The organism is Pseudomonas putida W15Oct28, from assembly GCF_000708715.2.
GTDB classification, from domain to species: Bacteria; Pseudomonadota; Gammaproteobacteria; order Pseudomonadales; family Pseudomonadaceae; genus Aquipseudomonas; species Aquipseudomonas putida_R.
Genome location: NZ_JENB01000024.1, coordinates 1 through 19,402 on the forward strand (window position 1 = coordinate 1; position 19,402 = coordinate 19,402).

The 19,402-nt window shown below is 62.6% G+C and carries 19 protein-coding genes; 12 read left to right on the top strand and 7 right to left on the bottom strand.

Annotated elements, in window-relative coordinates; translation table 11 throughout:
- Window positions 1-648 (bottom strand): DUF6515 family protein (locus tag AK81_RS17380; protein ID WP_043200729.1); only part of this gene is annotated, 648 nt, incomplete at its 3' end.
- A gap of 395 nt (window positions 649-1,043) precedes the next feature.
- On the opposite strand from AK81_RS17380, the gene AK81_RS17385 reads away from it, so the two are divergent.
- Window positions 1,044-1,520 (top strand): Lrp/AsnC family transcriptional regulator, encoded by a 477-nt coding sequence (locus AK81_RS17385; RefSeq protein WP_016501780.1) that lies wholly within the window; start codon window positions 1,044-1,046, stop codon window positions 1,518-1,520.
- 54 nt (window positions 1,521-1,574) lie between these two features.
- Window positions 1,575-1,778 carry a DUF2788 domain-containing protein gene (locus AK81_RS17390; protein ID WP_003249787.1) on the top strand — a complete coding sequence of 68 codons (204 nt, stop codon included), beginning with the start codon at window positions 1,575-1,577 and terminating at the stop codon, window positions 1,776-1,778.
- Between the two features lie 114 nt (window positions 1,779-1,892).
- Here AK81_RS17390 and AK81_RS17395 read toward each other — a convergent pair whose 3' ends face one another.
- The 3 genes from AK81_RS17395 to AK81_RS17405 all read right to left on the bottom strand — a co-directional run bounded on the left by AK81_RS17395 (window position 1,893) and on the right by AK81_RS17405 (window position 5,823).
- Complete coding sequence (locus AK81_RS17395) at window positions 1,893-2,525, bottom strand: pseudouridine synthase (protein WP_043200731.1); 633 nt, start codon at window positions 2,523-2,525, stop codon at window positions 1,893-1,895.
- Between the two features lie 6 nt (window positions 2,526-2,531).
- A complete protein-coding gene (gene amn, locus AK81_RS17400; protein ID WP_043200733.1) occupies window positions 2,532-3,995 on the bottom strand; it encodes an AMP nucleosidase in 1,464 nt (487 codons plus the stop codon).
- Window positions 3,996-4,170: 175 nt separating this feature from the next.
- Entirely contained in the window at window positions 4,171-5,823 is a 1,653-nt protein-coding gene (locus tag AK81_RS17405; RefSeq protein ID WP_043200737.1) for an acyl-CoA dehydrogenase family protein, read from the bottom strand.
- 266 nt (window positions 5,824-6,089) lie between these two features.
- Here AK81_RS17405 and AK81_RS17410 point away from each other — a divergent pair, with 266 nt between their 5' ends.
- Window positions 6,090-7,496 carry a PAAR domain-containing protein gene (locus tag AK81_RS17410; RefSeq protein WP_081042092.1) on the top strand — a complete coding sequence of 469 codons (1,407 nt, stop codon included), beginning with the start codon at window positions 6,090-6,092 and terminating at the stop codon, window positions 7,494-7,496.
- The gene (locus AK81_RS28460) at window positions 7,489-7,875 is read left to right on the top strand and encodes a hypothetical protein (RefSeq protein WP_081042093.1); all 387 of its coding nucleotides are present in this window, start codon (window positions 7,489-7,491) and stop codon (window positions 7,873-7,875) included. Before AK81_RS17410 ends, AK81_RS28460 begins: the two co-directional genes overlap by 8 nt.
- A 155-nt stretch (window positions 7,876-8,030) precedes the next feature.
- On the opposite strand, the gene AK81_RS17415 is transcribed toward AK81_RS28460, so the two are convergent.
- On the bottom strand, window positions 8,031-8,291 hold the full coding sequence (locus tag AK81_RS17415) for a DUF3077 domain-containing protein (protein ID WP_043200740.1): 261 nt from the start codon (window positions 8,289-8,291) through the stop codon (window positions 8,031-8,033).
- Window positions 8,292-8,987: 696 nt separating this feature from the next.
- On the bottom strand, window positions 8,988-10,976 hold the full coding sequence (locus AK81_RS17420) for a sensor histidine kinase (protein ID WP_043200741.1): 1,989 nt from the start codon (window positions 10,974-10,976) through the stop codon (window positions 8,988-8,990).
- 265 nt (window positions 10,977-11,241) lie between these two features.
- On the opposite strand from AK81_RS17420, the gene AK81_RS17425 reads away from it, so the two are divergent.
- From AK81_RS17425 to AK81_RS17440, 4 genes are all read left to right on the top strand, one after another.
- The gene (locus AK81_RS17425) at window positions 11,242-12,039 is read left to right on the top strand and encodes a hydroxymethylpyrimidine/phosphomethylpyrimidine kinase (protein ID WP_043200743.1); all 798 of its coding nucleotides are present in this window, start codon (window positions 11,242-11,244) and stop codon (window positions 12,037-12,039) included.
- A gap of 13 nt (window positions 12,040-12,052) precedes the next feature.
- Complete coding sequence (gene thiE / locus AK81_RS17430) at window positions 12,053-12,676, top strand: thiamine phosphate synthase (RefSeq protein ID WP_016501788.1); 624 nt, start codon at window positions 12,053-12,055, stop codon at window positions 12,674-12,676.
- Between the two features lie 17 nt (window positions 12,677-12,693).
- Window positions 12,694-13,977 carry a glutamate-1-semialdehyde 2,1-aminomutase gene (hemL, locus tag AK81_RS17435; protein WP_043200745.1) on the top strand — a complete coding sequence of 428 codons (1,284 nt, stop codon included), beginning with the start codon at window positions 12,694-12,696 and terminating at the stop codon, window positions 13,975-13,977.
- 286 nt (window positions 13,978-14,263) lie between these two features.
- A complete protein-coding gene (locus tag AK81_RS17440; protein WP_043200746.1) occupies window positions 14,264-14,809 on the top strand; it encodes a tetratricopeptide repeat protein in 546 nt (181 codons plus the stop codon).
- Window positions 14,810-14,812: 3 nt separating this feature from the next.
- Here AK81_RS17440 and AK81_RS17445 read toward each other — a convergent pair whose 3' ends face one another.
- On the bottom strand, window positions 14,813-15,139 hold the full coding sequence (locus tag AK81_RS17445; RefSeq protein WP_041167902.1) for a DUF1820 family protein: 327 nt from the start codon (window positions 15,137-15,139) through the stop codon (window positions 14,813-14,815).
- Window positions 15,140-15,414: 275 nt separating this feature from the next.
- Here AK81_RS17445 and AK81_RS17450 point away from each other — a divergent pair, with 275 nt between their 5' ends.
- From AK81_RS17450 to lnt, 4 genes are read left to right on the top strand one after another with little or no spacing between them, the layout of a single operon-like run.
- Window positions 15,415-16,413, top strand: a complete 999-nt coding sequence (locus AK81_RS17450) for a PhoH family protein (protein ID WP_043200750.1) — start codon at window positions 15,415-15,417, stop codon at window positions 16,411-16,413.
- Complete coding sequence (gene ybeY, locus AK81_RS17455) at window positions 16,406-16,879, top strand: rRNA maturation RNase YbeY (protein WP_043200752.1); 474 nt, start codon at window positions 16,406-16,408, stop codon at window positions 16,877-16,879. Before AK81_RS17450 ends, ybeY begins: the two co-directional genes overlap by 8 nt.
- Window positions 16,880-16,904: 25 nt before the next feature.
- A complete protein-coding gene (locus tag AK81_RS17460) occupies window positions 16,905-17,744 on the top strand; it encodes an HlyC/CorC family transporter (RefSeq protein ID WP_043200754.1) in 840 nt (279 codons plus the stop codon).
- 8 nt (window positions 17,745-17,752) lie between these two features.
- Window positions 17,753-19,270, top strand: a complete 1,518-nt coding sequence (gene lnt / locus AK81_RS17465; RefSeq protein ID WP_043200756.1) for an apolipoprotein N-acyltransferase — start codon at window positions 17,753-17,755, stop codon at window positions 19,268-19,270.
- The last annotated feature ends 132 nt before the right edge of the window (window positions 19,271-19,402 follow it).

The following is a 19,402-nucleotide window of genomic DNA, read 5'->3' on the forward strand; positions in this document are numbered from 1 at the left end:
CCCGCCATTCGGCGGGGCCACCGGGACGGGCGCCGGGGCGGGCGCCGGGGCGGCGGCGGGCGGGTTGACCACCACATACTCCTGGCTGTCAGCCAGGTACTGGTAATAGGTGTCGGCCACCAGGAAGAACATCGCACCACCTAGCCAGACCTCCTGCGCATAGGGCGGCAGGTAATTGACCCGCACGCCGTAAGGCGGGGTTACCACGATGTAACTGCCACCCTGCGGGCGATACCAGTAGCCACCGGAGTAGAAGTAGTCCGCCCCCCGATAAGGCACTTTCCAGTAGCGGTCGGGGAAATGATCGACAGTGTGACCCGGTCGATACTGCGGCCCGGGCCCCCAGCCATTGCCATGGCCATCCGGGCGCCCCTGCCAGTCACCACCGGGGCGTTGCCCGGGGCCGCCGGCCTCCCACTGACGGTTATCGCCATGGCGCCGGGGAATGTCCTGGTAGTAGCCCTGCCTTGGCGGCTGGGTCTGACGCACTTCGTCGCGCGAGTTCAGTGACCGACCGGGCGACCCTTCTGGCTGCCCCTGCTGGCCTCGTTCGCCATACCCCTCACCCGGCCCTTCGGCCAAGGCCCCAAGGCTGATGCTCAAGCCCAGCAAACCTACACCTGCCAACTGCCAGATGCGCGACTTCATGGTGTTCCTCTCGGTAGAAAATACGGCAACCACAGCCAGTCTACCGTGACGGCCACACAGGCCAATTAAATTTCCAGACAGAAAAAAGGGAGGCCACAGGGCCTCCCTTCAGAAATTGTCGTCCGTGCTCGGCACTTGTGGCGCCGGCTCACCTCACACCGTCTTCTGGAGGGTGTGTAGCCCGGGGGCCGAGTGCATCCTGTTGGATGGCTGGCCGCGACCGCCCGCCTAGGGCGCGTCGCCGTGGACTGATGTCCGGGCAGTGATTCTGTTGATAAAGATACCGGACAGGTTGCGGCAGAGGATTGCGAAGATTGCTCAGATAAATAGCACTTGCGCAATTTTTCACCCTGGATTGATAATTCACCGCAATACGAACAGAAAAGGCAAATGCCATGAGCAAACTTGACCGCTACGACCTGAGCATCCTCGCCGAATTGCAGCGCGATGCGCGCATTTCCAACCAGGAACTGGCCGAACGCATTGGCCTGTCGCCTTCGCCATGCTCGCGTCGGGTCAAGCAACTGGAGGACGATGGCTACATCTCGCGCCAGGTGGCCCTGCTCGACCGCAAGAAGCTGGGCCTGAGCCTGACCGCCTACGTGCTGATCGGCATGGACCGCCACACCCCGGAGCGCTTCGAAACCTTCGAAGCGGCCATCCGTATCCTGCCGCAGGTGCTTGAATGCAGCCTGGTCACCGGGATGGATGCCGACTACCAGCTCAAAGTGGTAGTGCCGGACATGGACCATTATCAGAAACTGCTTCTAGGCAGCCTGACCCGTATCGAAGGCGTCACCAGCGTGCGATCGAGCTTCGTGCTCAACCAGGTGTTGGCCAGCACCGAGCTGCCATTGACCCACCTGCGTTAAATGCCCACGGTAGCCGGCATATGATCGGCTGCTCAGCCTGCCTGGAGAACACAGATGGATCCCGCCGTATTCGAAGAGTGGATGATGATCATCCTGGTCACCGTATTGATCGGTTTCATGGGCTTCATCGTCTGGGACCTGGCGAAAAAGTCCAAGGCTGGCAAGTTCGGGACGTTGATCCTGTTCTTCGTGCTGGGGCTGGGGGTGCTGGCCTTTATCATCAAGAGCGTGGTGGTGGGGTTTTTGGAAGGCGTGTAAAAAGTTTCAGGGCCATTCGCGGGCACGCCCGCTCCCACAGGATTGGCGCTGCCTCCAAGTACTGCGCCGTCCCTGTGGGAGCGGGCGTGCCCGCGAATAGGCCCTTGAACTGGACTAAAGCTTGGCAGGGACCTCGCGCCAACAACCCTGCTCCAGCCCATCCAGCGCCCAATCCCCGATCCGCACCCGCACCAGGCGCAAGGTCGGCAGCCCCACCGCCGCCGTCATCCGCCGAACCTGGCGGTTACGCCCCTCGCGGATCACCAGTTCCAGCCAGCTGGTCGGCACGCTCTTGCGAAAGCGTACCGGCGGGTTGCGTGGCCACAGGTCGGGTTCGTCCAGGCGCCGCGCTTCGGCCGGCAAGGTCGGCCCATCGTTCAGCTCCACGCCATCACGCAAGCGCTGCAACTGCTCGTCGCTCGGCTCACCCTCCACCTGCACCCAGTAAGTCTTGGCCAGCTTGTGCTTGGGGTCGGCGATACGCGCCTGCAGGCCGCCATCGTTGGTCAGCAACAGCAAGCCTTCACTGTCGCGGTCCAGCCGCCCGGCCGGGTACACGCCTGCAATGTCGATGAAGTCCTTGAGGGTCGCGCGCCCTTCGCCGTCGCTGAACTGGGTCAGCACGTCGAACGGTTTGTTGAACAGGATCAGGCGCGGCTCGGCCGGTGGCGCCTTGGGCTGGCGACGCGGGCCGGCGGCAGGCCGCGCCTGGGGGCGGCGCGGCTTGTTACGGGGTGGCAGTGACATGGATCCTCAGCGGAACGGCGGCTCATCGAAGCTGCGCAGTTTACGCGAGTGCAGCGAGTTGAGCTCGGTGCGCAGCAGGTCGAGGGCGGCAATGCCGATCTTAAGGTGCTGGCTGACCGCCCGGTTGTAGAAGGCGTTGGCCGAGCCCGGCAGCTTGATCTCGCTGTGCAGCGGCTTGTCGGACACACACAGCAAGGTGCCGTACGGCACGCGCAAACGATAACCCTGGGCGGCAATGGTGCCGCTTTCCATGTCCACGGCCACGGCACGCGACAGGTTGATCAGCGGCCGTTCCTGGGCCCAGCGCAGCTCCCAGTTACGGTCGTCGTAGGTCAGCACGGTGCCGGTGCGCAGGCGCTTCTTAAGCTGTTCACCACGCTCGCCGGTAACCTGCGCAGCCGCTTCCTGCAAGGCCAGCTGCACCTCGGCCAGGGCCGGAATCGGGATGTTCGGCGGCACCACCCGGTCGAGAATGCCGTCACGGCGCATGTAGGCGTGGGCCAGCACGTAGTCGCCGATGGTTTGCGACTGCCGCAGGCCGCCGCAGTGGCCGATCATCAGCCAGCAGTGCGGGCGCAGCACGGCCAGGTGGTCGGTGATGTTCTTGGCGTTGGATGGGCCTACACCAATGTTGACCAAGGTAACGCCGTCGCCGTCGGCGGCGATCAGGTGGTAGGCCGGCATCTGGTAGCGGTGCCAGATCACGCTGGCGACCAAAGCCTGGGTTTCACCGTGGTCCATGGCTTTTTCGATCACCACGTTGCCCGGCAGCACCATACGCACGAAGCGCGGGTCGTCGCGAAGTTGCTCAAGACCGTGGCTGATGAACTGGTCGACATAACGGTGGTAGTTGGTCAGCAGGATCCACGGCTGCACATGGCGCCAGTCGCTGCCGGTGTAGTGCACCAGGCGGCGCAGCGAAAAGTCGACGCGCGCGGCATCGAACAACGCCAGCGGCATGATTTCGGCACGGTCCCAGTCGTACAGGCCATCGGCAATGTTGTCGGTAGCGGCCGACAGGTCGGTGCTAGGGAACACCCGCGCCAGCTGCGCGGCGGTAATGCCGCTGCCGGCCAGTTCGTCGCCCTGGTCGACCACGTAAGGGTACGGAATGTTCTGCTCGCTGATGCCCACCTCAACCGTGACGGTGTAGTCGTGCATCAACGGGCGTAGCTGCTCCAGCAGGTAGCCACGGAACGCGGCGGGCTGGGTGACGGTGACACTGTAGGTGCCGGCAACCTGTACCTTGGCGTAGGCCCGCGTGGTGGCGGCAACCTCACCGTGGCTGTGGTAGGTCAGGCGCAGCGCCGGGTAGCGGTACAGGTCGCGTTCATCGGCATTCGGCTCGGTACGGTCCTTCAGGTAACGCTTGAGGGCCTGGCTAAGGGCCCCGGTGGCCTGTTCATGCAGGGCCGCCAGACGGTCGACGGCCTGTTCGGGGGTATCAACGACTACAAAAGCGTGGCTCACACTGTGCTTCCTGTCTGGACATGCATGTGAACCATCTTGCCTGCCTTCTTTGGTAAATACACCCCCATTGATCGCTGTTGGCTTCTTCGCGGGCACGCCCGCTCCCACAGGATATTCGCAACCCTGAGATCAGCACGTTTTCTGTGGGAGCGGGCGCGCCCGCGAAGAAGCCAACTCAGCCCTCCCAGACTGGTGTTGCTCTTGCGACCAACGCCTCAACATCCACGCCCCGCGGAAGTGCCCCGTACACCCGGCCACCACCTGTCAGGCGGCTGCCGATAAAGGCATCGCTGACCACCGCATTCCCCGCCTCCAGCAACAGCTTGGCCTGCAACGCCAAGGCAATATCCTCGGTCAGCTGCCGCGCGCGGTACTGCATGTCGCCGGTGTCGGCAAATGCCCCCTTGAGGTTGCCGATATGCGCTGCCAGGCGCGGGTCGCCATGCCCATCGCCCAATTCGGTGAACAGCGCATCGAGCACGCCCGGCTCCTTGGACAAGGCCCGCAGCACATCCAGGCACTGCACATTGCCCGAGCCCTCCCAGGTCGAATTGACCGGCGCCTCGCGGTACAGCCGCGGCAGGATGCTGTCTTCCACATAACCCGCGCCGCCCATGCACTCGGCGGCCTCGTTGATCATGGCCGGCGCCCGTTTGCAGATCCAGTACTTGCCCACCGCCGTGACCAGCCGGGCGAAATGCGCCTGCTGCGGGTCATCCAACTGCTCCAGCGCCTGCCCCATACGCAGGCTCAGGGCCAGTGCAGCCTCGCTTTCCAGCGCCAGGTCGGCCAGCACGTTCTGCATCAGGGGCTGTTCGTTCAGCACCCGCCCGCCGACCTTGCGGTGCGCGCAGTGGTGGGCCGCCTGGGTCAGCGCTTGTCGCATCAGCGCGCTGGAGCCAACCATGCAGTCGAAACGGGTCATGGCCACCATCTCGATGATGGTCGGTACACCCCGCCCCTCTTCCCCAATCATCCACGCCAGCGCACCACGGAACTCCACTTCGCTGGAAGCGTTGGAGCTGTTGCCCAGCTTGTTCTTCAGGCGCTGGATATAGAACTGGTTGCGGTTGTCATCCGGGCGATGGCGCGGCAGCAGGAAGCAGCTCAGGCCTTTTTCTGTGTGGGCCAGGGTGAGGAAGGCATCGCACATGGGCGCAGAGCAGAACCACTTGTGCCCGACCAGCTCATACGGCTGGCCCGGGCCAGGTGCGCCTACCGGATACGCCCGCGTGGTATTGGCGCGTACATCGGTGCCGCCCTGCTTCTCGGTCATGGCCATGCCCAAGGTGACACCGGCCTTGTGCCGGTCGCCAACGTTGCGCGGGTCATATTCGCAGGCAAGGATTTTCGGCAGCCAGTACTCGGCCAGTTCGGGCTGCAGGCGCAGCGCCGGCACGGCGGCGAATGTCATGGTCAGCGGGCAGCCGGTGCCAGCTTCGGCCTGGCTGTGCAGGTAGGTCATCGACGCCCGCGCCACATGGGCACCTGCGCGGGGCTCGGCCCACGGCAAAGAAGGTAGGCCGTGCTCGACGGCAGTGCGCATCAGCTCGTGGTAAGCCGGGTGGAACTCCACCAGGTCGATGCGATGGCCGTAGCGGTCATGGCTGATGAATTCAGGTTTGTGCGCATTCGCCAGAAAGCCCGCCTGCATCAGCGGGCCACCGGCCAGGGCACCGTAGGCATCGATCCGCGACTCGGCCCAGCCCGCGCCGAAACGCCGTGACCACTCCTGCAATGGCAGGTCGAGGCGGTACAGGTTGGCACCGTCGAGGGACGGCGGCTGGTTGGTGACTTCGTGGGTTTCAGCGTACTGGTGCAGGTTCATCGGGGGCTCCTGGATCCGGGTAGGCTTGAGAGACCCAGTGAAGCACTGCTTGCGGGGGAGTCAAAGGGGCATTAATGACTAAACATGTGGTGGGGGTGGCGCATGTCTTGAGAATGCATGAGGGCAGACAGGCGGTGCCACTCAAAAGGATTTGTAGTCCGATTCTCTATCCTGCGTAGGACCTTTCCTAAAGCCTCCCCGCCCCGAAAATACCCGTCTACAGGCTGCTAGGTTCCTGGCTCTCATCTTCAAAAAAGAGGCGAGCCATGAGCATGCGCATGAACATCTTCGGCCGATACCAGGGCCTGGACGGCGACCAAACCACCACCGGCGCTATCTGCATCGCCGGCCGGGCCAGGGGCCGCGTGCATGGCCGCGACTGGCTGCTCGAAGGCGACAAGACCACACCCTGCCCGTGCTGTGGACAGCCAGGCACCATCGTCGAGGGCGAAGTCCGCTGGCGGCAGGACGGCATACCCACGGCAGTGGATGGAGCGATGGTGCAATGCGCATGCCCATCGGGCAGCAATCGCCTGGTTGCAAGTGGTTTCGCACCTGCGGCGTCGCGCAGGGCGCCTGCACCTGAGCCTGTTCATGAGGCACCGCCACAGGCCCAAGCAAGCAACCAGGTAAGAAGCAGCTATCAACCTGGGGCACATCAGCCCTCAACCGCTGCGCAAGGCATGGAACCTGGCTTCTACATCGTGCCGCGCTGCATGACGTATCAGGAAGTCCTGGCAGAACTCGGCGCGCCGCAGGCCAACCTGCCTAGCTCGATTCTGGAACGACTGAACCCGACCTATCAGCGTGGGTTCAAGGCAGGTGAGATCTTCGTTATTGGCGACGGTTTGCGGCGGCCGGTGTGTACGCGTGAAGAACTGACTGCAATGAGTGCGGCGAAGCAGGCGCGGGAAGCGTTGGCAAACCTGACGCCAGAAGAGGCCGAGTTCATGATGCGCCATCAGGCCGAGATTGCCGGGTTGCTCAGCGATGTGAGCTTGGCGATGGGTGTGAGTGAGGCGATGGTTGGCAAGTCGCTGGATGAGCTCAGCGACATATTGCGAAAAATTGAAGAGCTGCATAAAAATCAATTTATCAAGCATGGGCATCTTAGGCACCCTGAGTTTTTTGCGAAGCGTCAAAAACTGTTCACTCAATTGAGTGCAAACTTAAAAGCGACCGTTCTGAACAAACGACTCAACCTCGGGAACTATGAAAACCTGCGCCGGGACTTAGGCATATCGTCAAGAAGCTTGGTGCACCACTGGAGTAAAGCGGGAGGACCGACACACATCCCTGGTTACTCGACACACTTGGACAAGCTGGCCAAGATGGCTAAATATTTAAGGGCCGGAGGACATATTGGCATCGCTGTTGGCGGTGGTGGATCTGCTCTGAAAATTTCTGAGGTGTGCAAAGAGGGCAACCCAAATACTTGTAAAAAAGTCAGCGTTACTGAGGCCGGTAATTTTTCAGGTGGCTTAGCAGGTGGCTGGATGGCAGGAAAACTTTCGGGCAAAATCTCTGCGAAGGTTTGCTGGAGAGTCGGACCCTATGCCTTGGCATGCGGAGTAGTCATCACTGGCGGAGGCGCTTTGGCCGGCAGCATCGGTGGCATGGAGGCGGGTGAGGAGTTCGGCGAGTTAGTCTTCGAGGTCTTTGGAGATGATTGATCACCTTGACGTAAAACTAAGACTATTTCTGTTAGGCACCCCTATATGCCTCGCCTTGATCGGGCTTGCATCTGATATTCACATCGCCTGCTCTCGCCAATATAAAGAAATGACCTCAGCACTCCAGCGGAGCGCGTGCCTTCCATTTGCGACCGCCATGTGGGGAGAGAAAACAATAGGTTCCAGAATTCTAGTTATTTCTGTAATCGCTGGCGGCATTGGCTCCCCCGCCTCTAGCATTCGCAGTGGGTTTCTGGATGAGCAAGACCATTTACAATTCCCTAGGTATTTAAGAAGAAAAATACTCATTGCATCTTCTCTAAATACTATTGGCATTGTCTGGATAGCAGCATACTACCTAATGAAGCTCATCAAATGATGATGACAAGAGTATGATTTCAGATCAAAGCTGATCGCACAGCTAATTCGCGGCTAAACCCGCTCCCATAACGGATCGCGTATCTTTCAGGTTATGCACAACGCCTGTGGGAGCGGGCTCACCCGCGAAAGGGCGGGTACAGCCCATACAAACAGTCAGCGCATCAAGCCCAACTCGGCATCATCCAGCAGCGCTTTTGCCATAGCTGAGAAGTAGTGCGAAGCCCAGAGCATCTGCTGATCGCCATCCATCAAACCAGTCAGCGACAGGTCCCGTGCATAGCCCATCAGTTCCGAGGCTTGCTCGCGGGCGCTGCGGCAGGGAATGCCTTCGGCGATGCGGAACAGCGGGTGGGTTTGGCCTTCGCCTTGGAAGAAGTAGGTAACGCCTGGGGTGGTTTTGGTTTCGTCGTTCATTGGGTGGGCACCATAATGATATGTGTCACCCGTCCGTTTCCACACATAGGGGTGACAGCTGCACACGGGGTGGAAAACCAGGCATGGTGCGAACCCGGTAGACCCGAAGGTCTCCCGCGTACAGCTGTCATAACGACACGCGCCATATGTCTTGCCAGGTTTCCACACCCGATCACTGAACCGTCAGCGACAGGAAAAGCCTAGAGGGCGGGATGTGCAGGAACAATCAGACGCGTGTCGACAGGAGTTGTAGGGTATTTCGCAGAGAATGCAGTTACTAGTGCAGATGCGTAGGAAGAGTCTGGAGTTGTTGTAGGTCGCAAGGGTATGTCTTGAGAATGCATCAGGGCTGACAGGTGCTCGCCACAACAGGTGCAGCGCCTATGAGATCGAGCGCCGCCCGCGCGGCGCATCGCCGGCAAGCCAGCTCCCACATCTGTTTCGGGCCAGTCTCTCCTGCGCCTTTGGCGCGCGCCCCCTGGGTGCATGGCTGGGGATCGATAAAAAGCAGCAGCGCAACCTTCGATATCGAAAGGAACAGACAAGGCGGGCAGCGGTGCCCCCACAGGACTGACTGGCCCGAAACAGATGTGGGAGCTGGCTTGCGGGCGATGCGCCGCGCGGGCGGCGCTCGATCTCATAGGCACTGCACCTGTTGTGGCGAGCCCCCTTCAGCCCTGACCGAGTCCCATGCCTTCAAAGCGAGCGCCGCGCCTGCAGGATATTCGGGCTCATCTGCACCTGCGAAATCGCCATGTTCAAACTCAACTCGAACCGGCTCCCCAACCCGCGCGTCGACTCATGCGCCAACCTGGCGCCCAGCAATTCCCCCATCTGCCGGCAGATCGACAAGCCAATCCCCAAGCCGCCATAGCGCCGGGTCATCGACCCGTCGACCTGGAAGAACCGCTGATACAGGGTCGACTGCTCCAGGTCATCGAAGCCGATACCGCTATCACTGACGGTGAAGGTCAAGGCCAGATCGCCCGGCCCCAACCGGCGGCCGCGCACCTGGATCATCACCCCGCCCTGATGGGTGAACTTCAAACCGTTGTCCACCAGGCAACCCAGGCAGTGGGCCAGTTTCTCGCCGTCGCCCAGCAGCCCGTCTGGCAGGTCGGCCGGGATGTCCAGGCTCAGGTACAAGCCTTTGCGCAGGGCCTGCCCGGCATGGCCGGCGCGCAAGCCCTGCAGCATCGCGCGCAGGCTGAACGGCGCCGGCTGCGCACGCAGGCGGCCGGCCTGCAATTCAGACAGAGTGAGAATGGCGTCGACCATGTCCATCATGCCTTGGGCCGACCCCACCGCCGTATGGTGGTACTGGGCCATTTCGGCTTCCATCGGCAGGGTGTGCATCAGCTCCAGCGAGCCGATCACACCATTCATCGGGGTGCGCAGCTCATGGGTCACGCTGGCCAGGAACTCGTCCTTCAGGCGGTTGCTCCTGGCCAGTTGCAGGTTCAACTGCTCCAGCGTGCGGCCGGTGTCGCGCAAGGTTTGTGCCTGCTGCTCGCGCAGGCTGTTGATGCGGTCGGCCAGCGCCAGCGACAGCAACGCCACCTCAAGCGCCGAACCCAGCTGGCTGGCATACATGGTGATGAACACGTTCGGCAGGTAGCCCAGCACCATCAGGGTGTTGACCAGCCCGCCGAGCAGGAAGGCCGTCCAGGCGATGATGAACCAGCGCGCCACGCGCAAGCCACGCCACCAGGCGTACAAGCCGGCGCTGAAGATGCTCACGGTGAACAACAACGCCAGCAGTGTGGCCATGCGCAGGGCAATGCCGTAGGGCATGCTCACCGCCAGCACCATGACCAGCGCGCCACCCAGCATCAGTAGCTGCAGCAGCCGGTCGAAACCACGGCTGATGTTGCCCATTTGCAGGAAGTGCCGGGCGAACTGGCAACCAAACAGGCCCGCTGCACCGATGAACAGCGGCGTCGAGGCGTTGGCCCACCAAGGGCTGTCCGGCCAGAAGTAGGCCACGCCCGCACCGTTCACCGACACCTGGTATAGCCCGAACGAGGCGATATAGAAGATGTAGTAGAGGTAGCTGACGTCGCGCACGCTGAGGTAGATGAACAGGTTGTACACCAGCATCACCAGCAACACGCCGTAGATGATCCCCAGCACATACAGGCGCGTGGGCTGATCTTCCATATAGGCTTCAGGGGACCACAGCGCCAGCGGCGCTTGCACCGACCCTTGGCTGTGCAGCCGCAGGTAGGCGGTGGTCACCTTTCCAGGGGGCAACTGCAGCTTGAACAGGTAGTTGTTCTGCCGGATCTGCCGGCTGTCGTAGGGCAAGGCATCGCCAGTGCGCTGCGCCAGGCGATATATGCCGCTGTCGTCAGGCAAGTACAGCTCGAGGTGGTCCAGCGGCGGGTAGGCCAGCTCCAGCAGCCACTGCCGTGGGGCAGCGCTGGGCGCAGCAACGGGGCGCAGCTCGACCTTGAGCCAGAACACCGAGGTGGAATAACCGGCGTTCAGCACGTCTTCATGGTGGGGGCGGAAGGCTTTGGCGAACCCGGGGGCACTGACCTGGGCGATGCTGGCACTGCCATCGAGGTCTTCGTAAACCTGCATGGCCTTGCCCAATGGAAGATGCCGGGTAGCGTCGTCGAAATCGACCGCTCCGGCGAGCACGGGCAGCAAGCCCAGAAGCACAATCAGCAAATAGCGCATACAGCCCCAGCATGGCCTGTCCGGTCGCGTCGCGGTAGCCTCCCATCCGTTTGAGACGACGTGATCCTGCAGAACCCGTTTGTCGAGTTATCCGAGCACTCTAGCATAGCTTCGCAACCTGGCAATCGGCCATATCAAAAACCAAAGAAAAGGCTCTAAATCAATACTTTCAGAATGTCAGCCAATTAAAATCTGACCGATCGATCAGTAAAACTCGTTTGTCGGACGATCCGCCCAAACAGGTTTGGTGGTAAGCTCGCCGACCATGAATACCTACAGCTCCCGCCCCGTTGTCCTCTGTCTCTCCGGCCACGACCCCAGTGGCGGCGCCGGCCTGCAGGCAGATATCGAAGCCCTGATCGCCCAAGGCTGTCACGCTGCACCCGCAGTGACCGCCCTGACCGTGCAGGATACCGTCAACGTTTCCGACTTCCGCGTGCTCGACCGCGAGTGGGTACTGGCCCAGGCCAATGCCGTGCTGGCCGACTCCACGGTGGCCGCCGTCAAGCTGGGCATGCTCGGTTCGATCGAGATGGTCGACACCGTCGCCGAACTGCTGGCCGCCCACCCGCACCTGCCGCTGGTCTGCGACCCGGTACTGCGTGCTGGCGGCGGCGGCCGCCTGGGCAAGGACGAAGTGGGCTACGCCGTGCGCGAGCGCCTGCTGCCGCTGGCGACCATCGCCACGCCGAACCTGCCCGAAGCCCGCATCCTCGCCGAACTGCCCGAAGGCACCGCCGACGAATGTGCCGAAAAGCTGCTGCCGTACTGTAGACACCTGCTGATTACCGGCGGTCACGGCGACGAAGACGAAATTCACAACCCCCTGTACACCCAGGACGGCCAGCTCCACACCTGGACCTGCCAACGCCTGCCGGGCAGCTACCACGGCTCGGGCTGCACCCTGGCCAGCGCCCTGGCTGGCCGCCTGGCCCTCGGCGAGCAGCTGGAAAGCGCCGTGCGCAGCGCCCTGGACTACACCTGGCGCACCCTGCGTGACGCCGAGCAGCTGGGCAAGGGCCAGTTCGTGCCACGCCGCCTGCCCCTGGACTTCTGTTCCTGATACGAGGCCTTCAATGAAGCTACGCGGTCTGTATGCAATCACCGACAGCCAGCTGCTCGCCGGCCGGTTCCTGTCCCATGTCGAGGCGGCACTGGAAGGCGGCGTGTGCCTGCTGCAGTACCGCGACAAAAGTGACGACGCGGCGCGCCGCCTGCGTGAAGCCGAAGGGCTGATGAAGCTCTGCGAGCGCTATGGCACCCAGCTGCTCATCAACGACGACGCCGAACTGGCCGCACGCCTGGGCGTCGGCGTACACCTGGGCCAGACCGACGGCCCGCTGACCCCGGCCCGCGCCCTGCTCGGCCGCCGGGCGATCATCGGCTCCACCTGCCACGCCAGCCTCGACCTGGCCGCCCAGGCCGCCAGCGAAGGCGCCAGCTACGTGGCCTTCGGCCGCTTCTTCAATTCAGTTACCAAGCCGGGCGCGCCCGCCGCCAACGTCGAACTGCTGGAGCAGGCGCGTGCCCAGGTGAAACTGCCGATTGCCGTGATCGGCGGCATCACCCTCGACAACGCCGCCCCGCTGGTCGCCCACGGCGCCGACCTGCTGGCGGTGATCCATGGCCTGTTCGGTGCCGACAGCGCGCAGGAAGTTACCCGCCGCGCCCGCGCCTTCAATGCCTTGTTCGCATCCTGATTTCGAGAGAACCTTTCATGTCCCGTTCCGAAGACCTGTTCGCCAAAGCCCAGAAGCACATCCCCGGCGGCGTCAACTCGCCAGTGCGCGCGTTCAAAAGCGTGGGCGGCACGCCGCTGTTCTTCAAGCATGCCGAAGGCGCCTACGTCGTTGACGAAGACGACAAGCGCTATGTCGACTACGTCGGCTCCTGGGGCCCGATGATCCTGGGCCACGGCCACCCGGACGTACTGGATGCGGTACGCAAGCAACTGGAGCACGGCCTGTCCTACGGCGCGCCGACCGCCATGGAAACCGACATGGCCGACCTGGTCTGCTCGCTGGTGCCGTCCATGGAAATGGTGCGCATGGTCAGCTCGGGCACCGAAGCCACCATGAGTGCCATCCGCCTTGCCCGTGGCTACACCGGCCGTGACGCCATCATCAAGTTCGAAGGCTGCTACCACGGCCACTCCGACAGCCTGCTGGTAAAAGCCGGCTCCGGCCTGCTGACCCAGGGCGTGCCAAGCTCGGCCGGCGTGCCGGCCGACTTCGCCAAGCACACCCTGACCCTGCCGTTCAACGACATCGCCGCGGTCGAGAAAACCCTGGCTGACGTCGGCCAGACCGTGGCCTGTATCATCGTCGAGCCTGTGGCCGGCAACATGAACTGCGTCCCCCCGGCGCCGGGCTTCCTTGAAGGCCTGCGCGAGCAGTGCGACAAACACGGCGTGGTGCTGATCTTCGACGAAGTGATGACCGGCTTCCGCGTCTCGCTGGGCGGCGCCCAGGGCCACTATGGCATCAAGCCGGACCTGTCCACCTTCGGCAAGATCGTCGGTGGCGGCATGCCGGTCGGCTGCTTCGGCGGCAAGCGCGAAATCATGGGCTGCATCGCCCCGCTCGGCCCGGTCTACCAGGCCGGTACCCTGTCGGGCAACCCGCTGGCCATGGCCGCCGGCCTGACCACCCTGAAGCTGATCAGCCGCCCGGGCTTCCACGCCGAGCTGACCGACTACACCAGCCGCATGCTTGATGGCCTGCAGCAACGTGCCGATGCCGCTGGCATACCGTTCGTCACCACCCAGGCCGGTGCCATGTTCGGCCTGTACTTCAGCGGCGCCGACGACATCGTCACCTTCGAAGACGTGATGAGCAGCGATGCCGAACGCTTCAAGCGCTTCTTCCATTTGATGCTGGACGGTGGCGTGTACCTGGCGCCGAGCGCGTTCGAGGCGGGCTTCACCTCCATCGCCCATGGCGACAAGGAGCTGCAGATCACCCTGGATGCGGCTGAAAAGGCCTTTGCAGCCCTGAAATAAGCAGCTGCTCCCCTTTGTGGGAGCGGCCTTGTGTCGCGATAGGGCCGCAAAGCGGCCCCGGCAATTGATGCATTCATGCTGAAGTTCTGGGGCTGCTCCGCAGCCCTATCGCGACACAAGGCCGCTCCCACAGGGGCCGTTACAGGAAATAAATAACCCCGCACAATCAGCTGACTTCCCCAACCAAGCAGAAATTCGAGTAAAACTTTGTAAGGTTGGCGCTGCTTATCCCATAATGTGCCACCAGAGACATTGGCCGCAGCTTCGCAGAGGTAAGTCGATCCCCATGAACCGCACCGGCCGCGCCCTGACCCTGGGCTGCCTGTTGCTTCTTCAGCCCCTGCTGGCCTTGGCGGAGGGCGGTAACTCGTTGCTGATTCCGGCGACGGGCCGCTGCACCTTGAATGTTCAGCCTGAAGACCTGGCAAACGCCCTCAAGGCCTGCGAGCAGACGGCTACCGCGGGGGATGCCCAGGCGCAATTCGAACTGGGCGAGTACTACTACACGCAAACGCCGAAAAACCTCAACAAAGCCCTGGACTGGTTCCAGAAGGCTTCGCTGCAGGGCCAGGCCGACGCCCAGTACCGTCTGGGTGCAATGTTCTTCCATGGCGAAGGGGTCAAGGCCAACAACGTGCAGGCCTACATCCTGCTGAAGATGGCCGCGGTCAACGGTGCCGAAGATGCATTGGACATGGCCGACGAAGTGACCGAGCAAATGCCCCGCGACGAGCTGGAGCATGCCACCCAGGTGCTCGGCCAGATCTTCCGCAAATACCTGCTGGAACTGCAGAACGCCGAAGGGCGCACGCCGTTCTCGCCACTCCCCTGACGGTTACTTTTCCGGCATTGGCATCGGGAACGGCATCACATTGCCGCCACCCTTGGCTTCGCTGATCTTTGCCGTGCCCAGGCGCTCCACTTCGTCGATGCGCACGATCGAGTGCATCGGCACGAAACTGCGGATCACCCCCTCGAACTGGTTCTTGAGCTTCTCCTCGCTCGGGTCCACCACCAGTTGCGAGCGCTCGCCGAACACGAACTCCTCGATTTCCAGGAAGCCCCACAGGTCGCTCTGGTAGATCTGCTTGGCGTACATCTCGAAGACCTGCCCCTGGTTGAGGAAGATCACTTTATAGATGGCAGGTTCGCGTTTGCTCATGTCGGGAGGGATAACACATGCGTAAGAAAAGGGGCGCATCATAGCAGACAGGTTTGCAGATCTGTGTCGGCTGTACCGGCCTCATCGCCGGCAAGCCAGCTCCCACAGGTACTGTGCAAGCCTGAGGCCTGTGCAGTACCTGTGGGAGCTGGCTTGCCGGCGATAGGGCTGGAACAGGCCATACATACCGTTGAACGTTTCAGTGCTTTCGCCACTGGCATTCAAGGGTTATTCTTGAGTTCACACCCATTGCCGTCGAGCGGCTAAAAACGACCTTGAACGCACCCATAGAACCCCATCGTTTCCTCCTCGAGCCCTTCGAGGCCCACCGTTTCGCCAACCTGTGCGGGCAGTTCGACGAGCACTTGCGCCTGATCGAACAGCGCTTGGCCATCGAAATCCGCAACCGCGGCAATCAGTTCGAACTGATCGGCGAACCCAGGATCACCTCTGCGGCCGAACAGTTGCTGCGCCGTCTCTACCGCGAGACCAAGGCCACCGACCTGTCGCCGGAAACCGTGCACCTGTACCTGCAGGAATCGGCTGTCGAGAACATCGACAACCCGGCCGTCAACGAGGTCAGCGTGTCGCTGCGTACGCGCAAGGGCAACATCCGCCCGCGCGGGCTCAACCAGCAGCGCTACGTGAAGGAAATCCTGGCCAACGACATCAACTTCGGCGTCGGCCCGGCCGGTACCGGCAAGACCTACCTTGCCGTGGCCTGCGCGGTGGACGCGCTGGAGCGTGAACAGGTGCGCCGTATCCTGCTGGTGCGCCCGGCGGTCGAGGCAGGCGAAAAGCTTGGCTTCCTGCCCGGTGACCTGGCACAGAAGATCGACCCGTACCTGCGCCCGCTGTACGACGCCCTGTACGAAATGCTCGGCTTCGAACACGTGGCCAAGCTGATCGAACGCCAGGTGATCGAGATCGCCCCGCTGGCCTACATGCGTGGCCGCACCCTGAACAACAGCTTCATCATCCTCGACGAAAGCCAGAACACCACGCTGGAACAGATGAAAATGTTCCTCACCCGCATCGGCTTCGGCTCCACGGCGGTGATCACCGGCGACATCACCCAGGTCGACCTGCCACGTGGCACCAAGTCGGGCCTGGCACATGTCATCGAGGTGCTGAAGGACGTTCCGGGCATCAGCTTTACCCACTTCCAACCCAAAGATGTGGTTCGTCACCCACTGGTGCAGCGTATTGTCGAAGCCTACGACCGCTTCGAAGCCCGCCAGGCCAAGCCCGAGGCGCCCGGCAAAGATGCTTGAACTTGATATCCAACGGGCCACGGATGCTGCCGCCCCGGACGACGCTGCCTTCCGCCGCTGGTGCGAACTGGCACTGCGCCAGCGCAGCGCCGACTCGGAAATGACCATTCGCCTGGTCGACGAAGCCGAAGGCCGTGAGCTGAACCACACCTACCGGCACAAAGACTACGCGACCAATGTGCTGTCGTTCCCGGCCGATGTGCCCGACGAACTGCTCGATATTCCGCTGCTGGGCGACCTGGTGATCTGTGTTGCGGTGGTCGAGCGCGAAGCGGCCGAACAAGGCAAGTCGCTCGAAGCCCACTGGGCGCACCTGGTCATCCACGGTTGCCTGCACCTGCTCGGCTACGACCACATCGATGATGAGGAAGCCGAGGAAATGGAAAGCCTGGAACGGGAATTGCTGGCAGAACTGGGTCACCCCGACCCGTATGCCGACGATGAAACCGACTCAATCACACACTGAAACACGAAGGATCACGAGAACCGCCATGAGCGAAGATCGATCGAGCAACGGGCAAAAGTCCTGGCTGGGCAAACTGACCCAGGCTTTTGCCCATGAGCCGAAAAACCGCCAGGAGCTCCTTGAGCTGCTGCGCGAAGCCCATCAGAACAAACTGCTGGACAGCGAAGCGCTGACCATCGTCGAAGGCGCCATCCAGGTCGCCGACCTGCAGGTACGCGACATCATGGTGCCGCGTTCGCAGATGAACAGCATCAAGGCAGGCCAGTCGCCTCGCGAATTTCTGCCAGCGGTGATCGACGCCGCGCACTCGCGCTACCCGGTGATCGGTGAAAGCCACGACGATGTGCTCGGGATCCTGCTTGCCAAAGACCTGCTGCCGCTGATCCTCAAGGAGAACGGCGACAGCTTCAACATCAAGGACCTGCTGCGCCCGGCCACCTTCGTGCCCGAGTCCAAGCGCCTGAACGTGTTGCTGCGCGAGTTCCGCGCCAACCATAACCACATGGCCATCGTCATCGACGAATATGGCGGTGTGGCGGGCCTGGTGACCATCGAAGACGTGCTGGAGCAGATCGTCGGCGATATCGAAGACGAGCACGACGTCGAGGAAGACAGCTACATCAAGCCGCTGCCAAGCGGTGACTTCCTGGTCAAGGCGCTTACGCCGATCGACAACTTCAACGAGTTCTTCGACAGCGAGTTCTCCGATGACGAGTTCGACACGGTTGGCGGGCTGGTGATGAGTGCCTTCGGCCACCTGCCCAAGCGCAACGAAACCACCGAGATCGGGTCTTACAAGTTCCGCATTCTCAACGCCGACAGCCGGCGGATACACTTGCTGCGCCTGACCCCGATCACCCGTTAAGGACAAACATGCGTTGGATCACCCGCCCCGGCTGGCCCGGTAACCTGCTGGCCCTGGCGGCCGGTGCTTCCACCCTTCTGGCCCTGGCGCCGTTCGACATCTGGCCGCTGGCCGTGCTGTCCATCGCCATGCTTTACCTTGGCCTGCGCGAGCTTAGCCCGCGCCAGGCCATGTGGCGGGGCTGGTGGTTCGGTTTCGGCCTGTATGGCGCCGGCACCTGGTGGATCTACGTCAGCATGAACACCTACGGCGGCGCCTCGCCGCTGCTGGCGATCCTGCTGCTGCTGGCGTTCTTCGCCGCCCTGGCCTGGTTCTTTGCCTTGCCCACCTGGCTGTGGGCACGCTGGCTGAGGCGCAATGAAGCGCCACTGGCCGACGCCTTGTGCTTCGCCGCCCTGTGGCTGCTGCAAGAGGCCTTCCGCGGCTGGTTCCTCACCGGTTTCCCTTGGCTCTACGCCGGCTACAGCCAGCTGGACGGCCCACTGGCGGGCTTGGCACCGCTGGGCGGCGTGTGGCTGGTTTCCTTCACCCTGGCGCTCACTGCTGCCTTGCTGTGCAACCTGCACCGCCTGCGCGCCCGCCCCTCGTTCCTGGCGGTGGCCGGCCTGCTGTTGCTGGCCCCGTGGGCACTGGGCCTGGCGCTCAAGGGGCATGCCTGGACCAAACCGGCAGGCGACCCACTGAAAGTGGCAGCCATTCAGGGCAACGTCGAGCAGGACCTGAAATGGGACCCGGCGCACATCGACGCGCAACTGGCGCTGTACCGCGACCTGAGCTTCAGCTCCAAACCGGTGGACCTGCTGATCTGGCCAGAAACCGCAGTGCCGGTGCTAAAGGACCAGGCCCAGGGCTACATCGACGTGATGGGCCGCTTCGCTGCCGAGCGGCATTCGGCGCTGATCACCGGCGTGCCGGTGCGTGAAGTGGTGCATCACCAGCGCCGCTACTACAACGGCATCACCGTCACCGGTGAAGGCGATGGCACCTACCTCAAGCAGAAGCTGGTGCCGTTTGGTGAATACGTGCCGCTGCAGGACATGCTGCGGGGCATGATCGAGTTCTTCAACCTGCCCATGTCCGACTTCGCCCGCGGGCCGGAAGACCAGCCGCTGCTGCAGGCCAAGGGTTACCAGATTGCGCCGTACATCTGCTACGAAGTGGTCTACCCCGAGTTCGCCGCAGGCCTGGCCGCGCGCAGCGACCTGCTGCTGACCATCAGCAACGACACCTGGTTCGGCAAATCGATCGGCCCCTTGCAGCACCTGCAGATGGCACAGATGCGCGCACTGGAGGCCGGCCGCTGGATGATCCGCGCCACCAACAACGGCGTGACTGCGCTGATCGACCCGTTTGGCCGCATTACCACGCAGGTTCCGCAGTTCCAGCAGGCGGTGCTGTATGGCGAAGTGGTGCCGATGCAGCAATTGACGCCGTACCTGAAATGGCGCTCGTGGCCACTGGCGATTGTCTGCGTGCTGCTGCTGGGCTGGGCATTGCTGGCGGGGCGCATAGCCAAAACCGTCTGATTGGCGAGACGCGCCCCCCTGTGGGAGCGGCCTTGTGTCGCGAAAGGGCCGCAGAGCGGCCCCGGTTTTTTTGCATTGATGCTGCAATCTGGGGCTGCTGCGCAGCCCATCGCGACACAAGGCCGCTTCCAC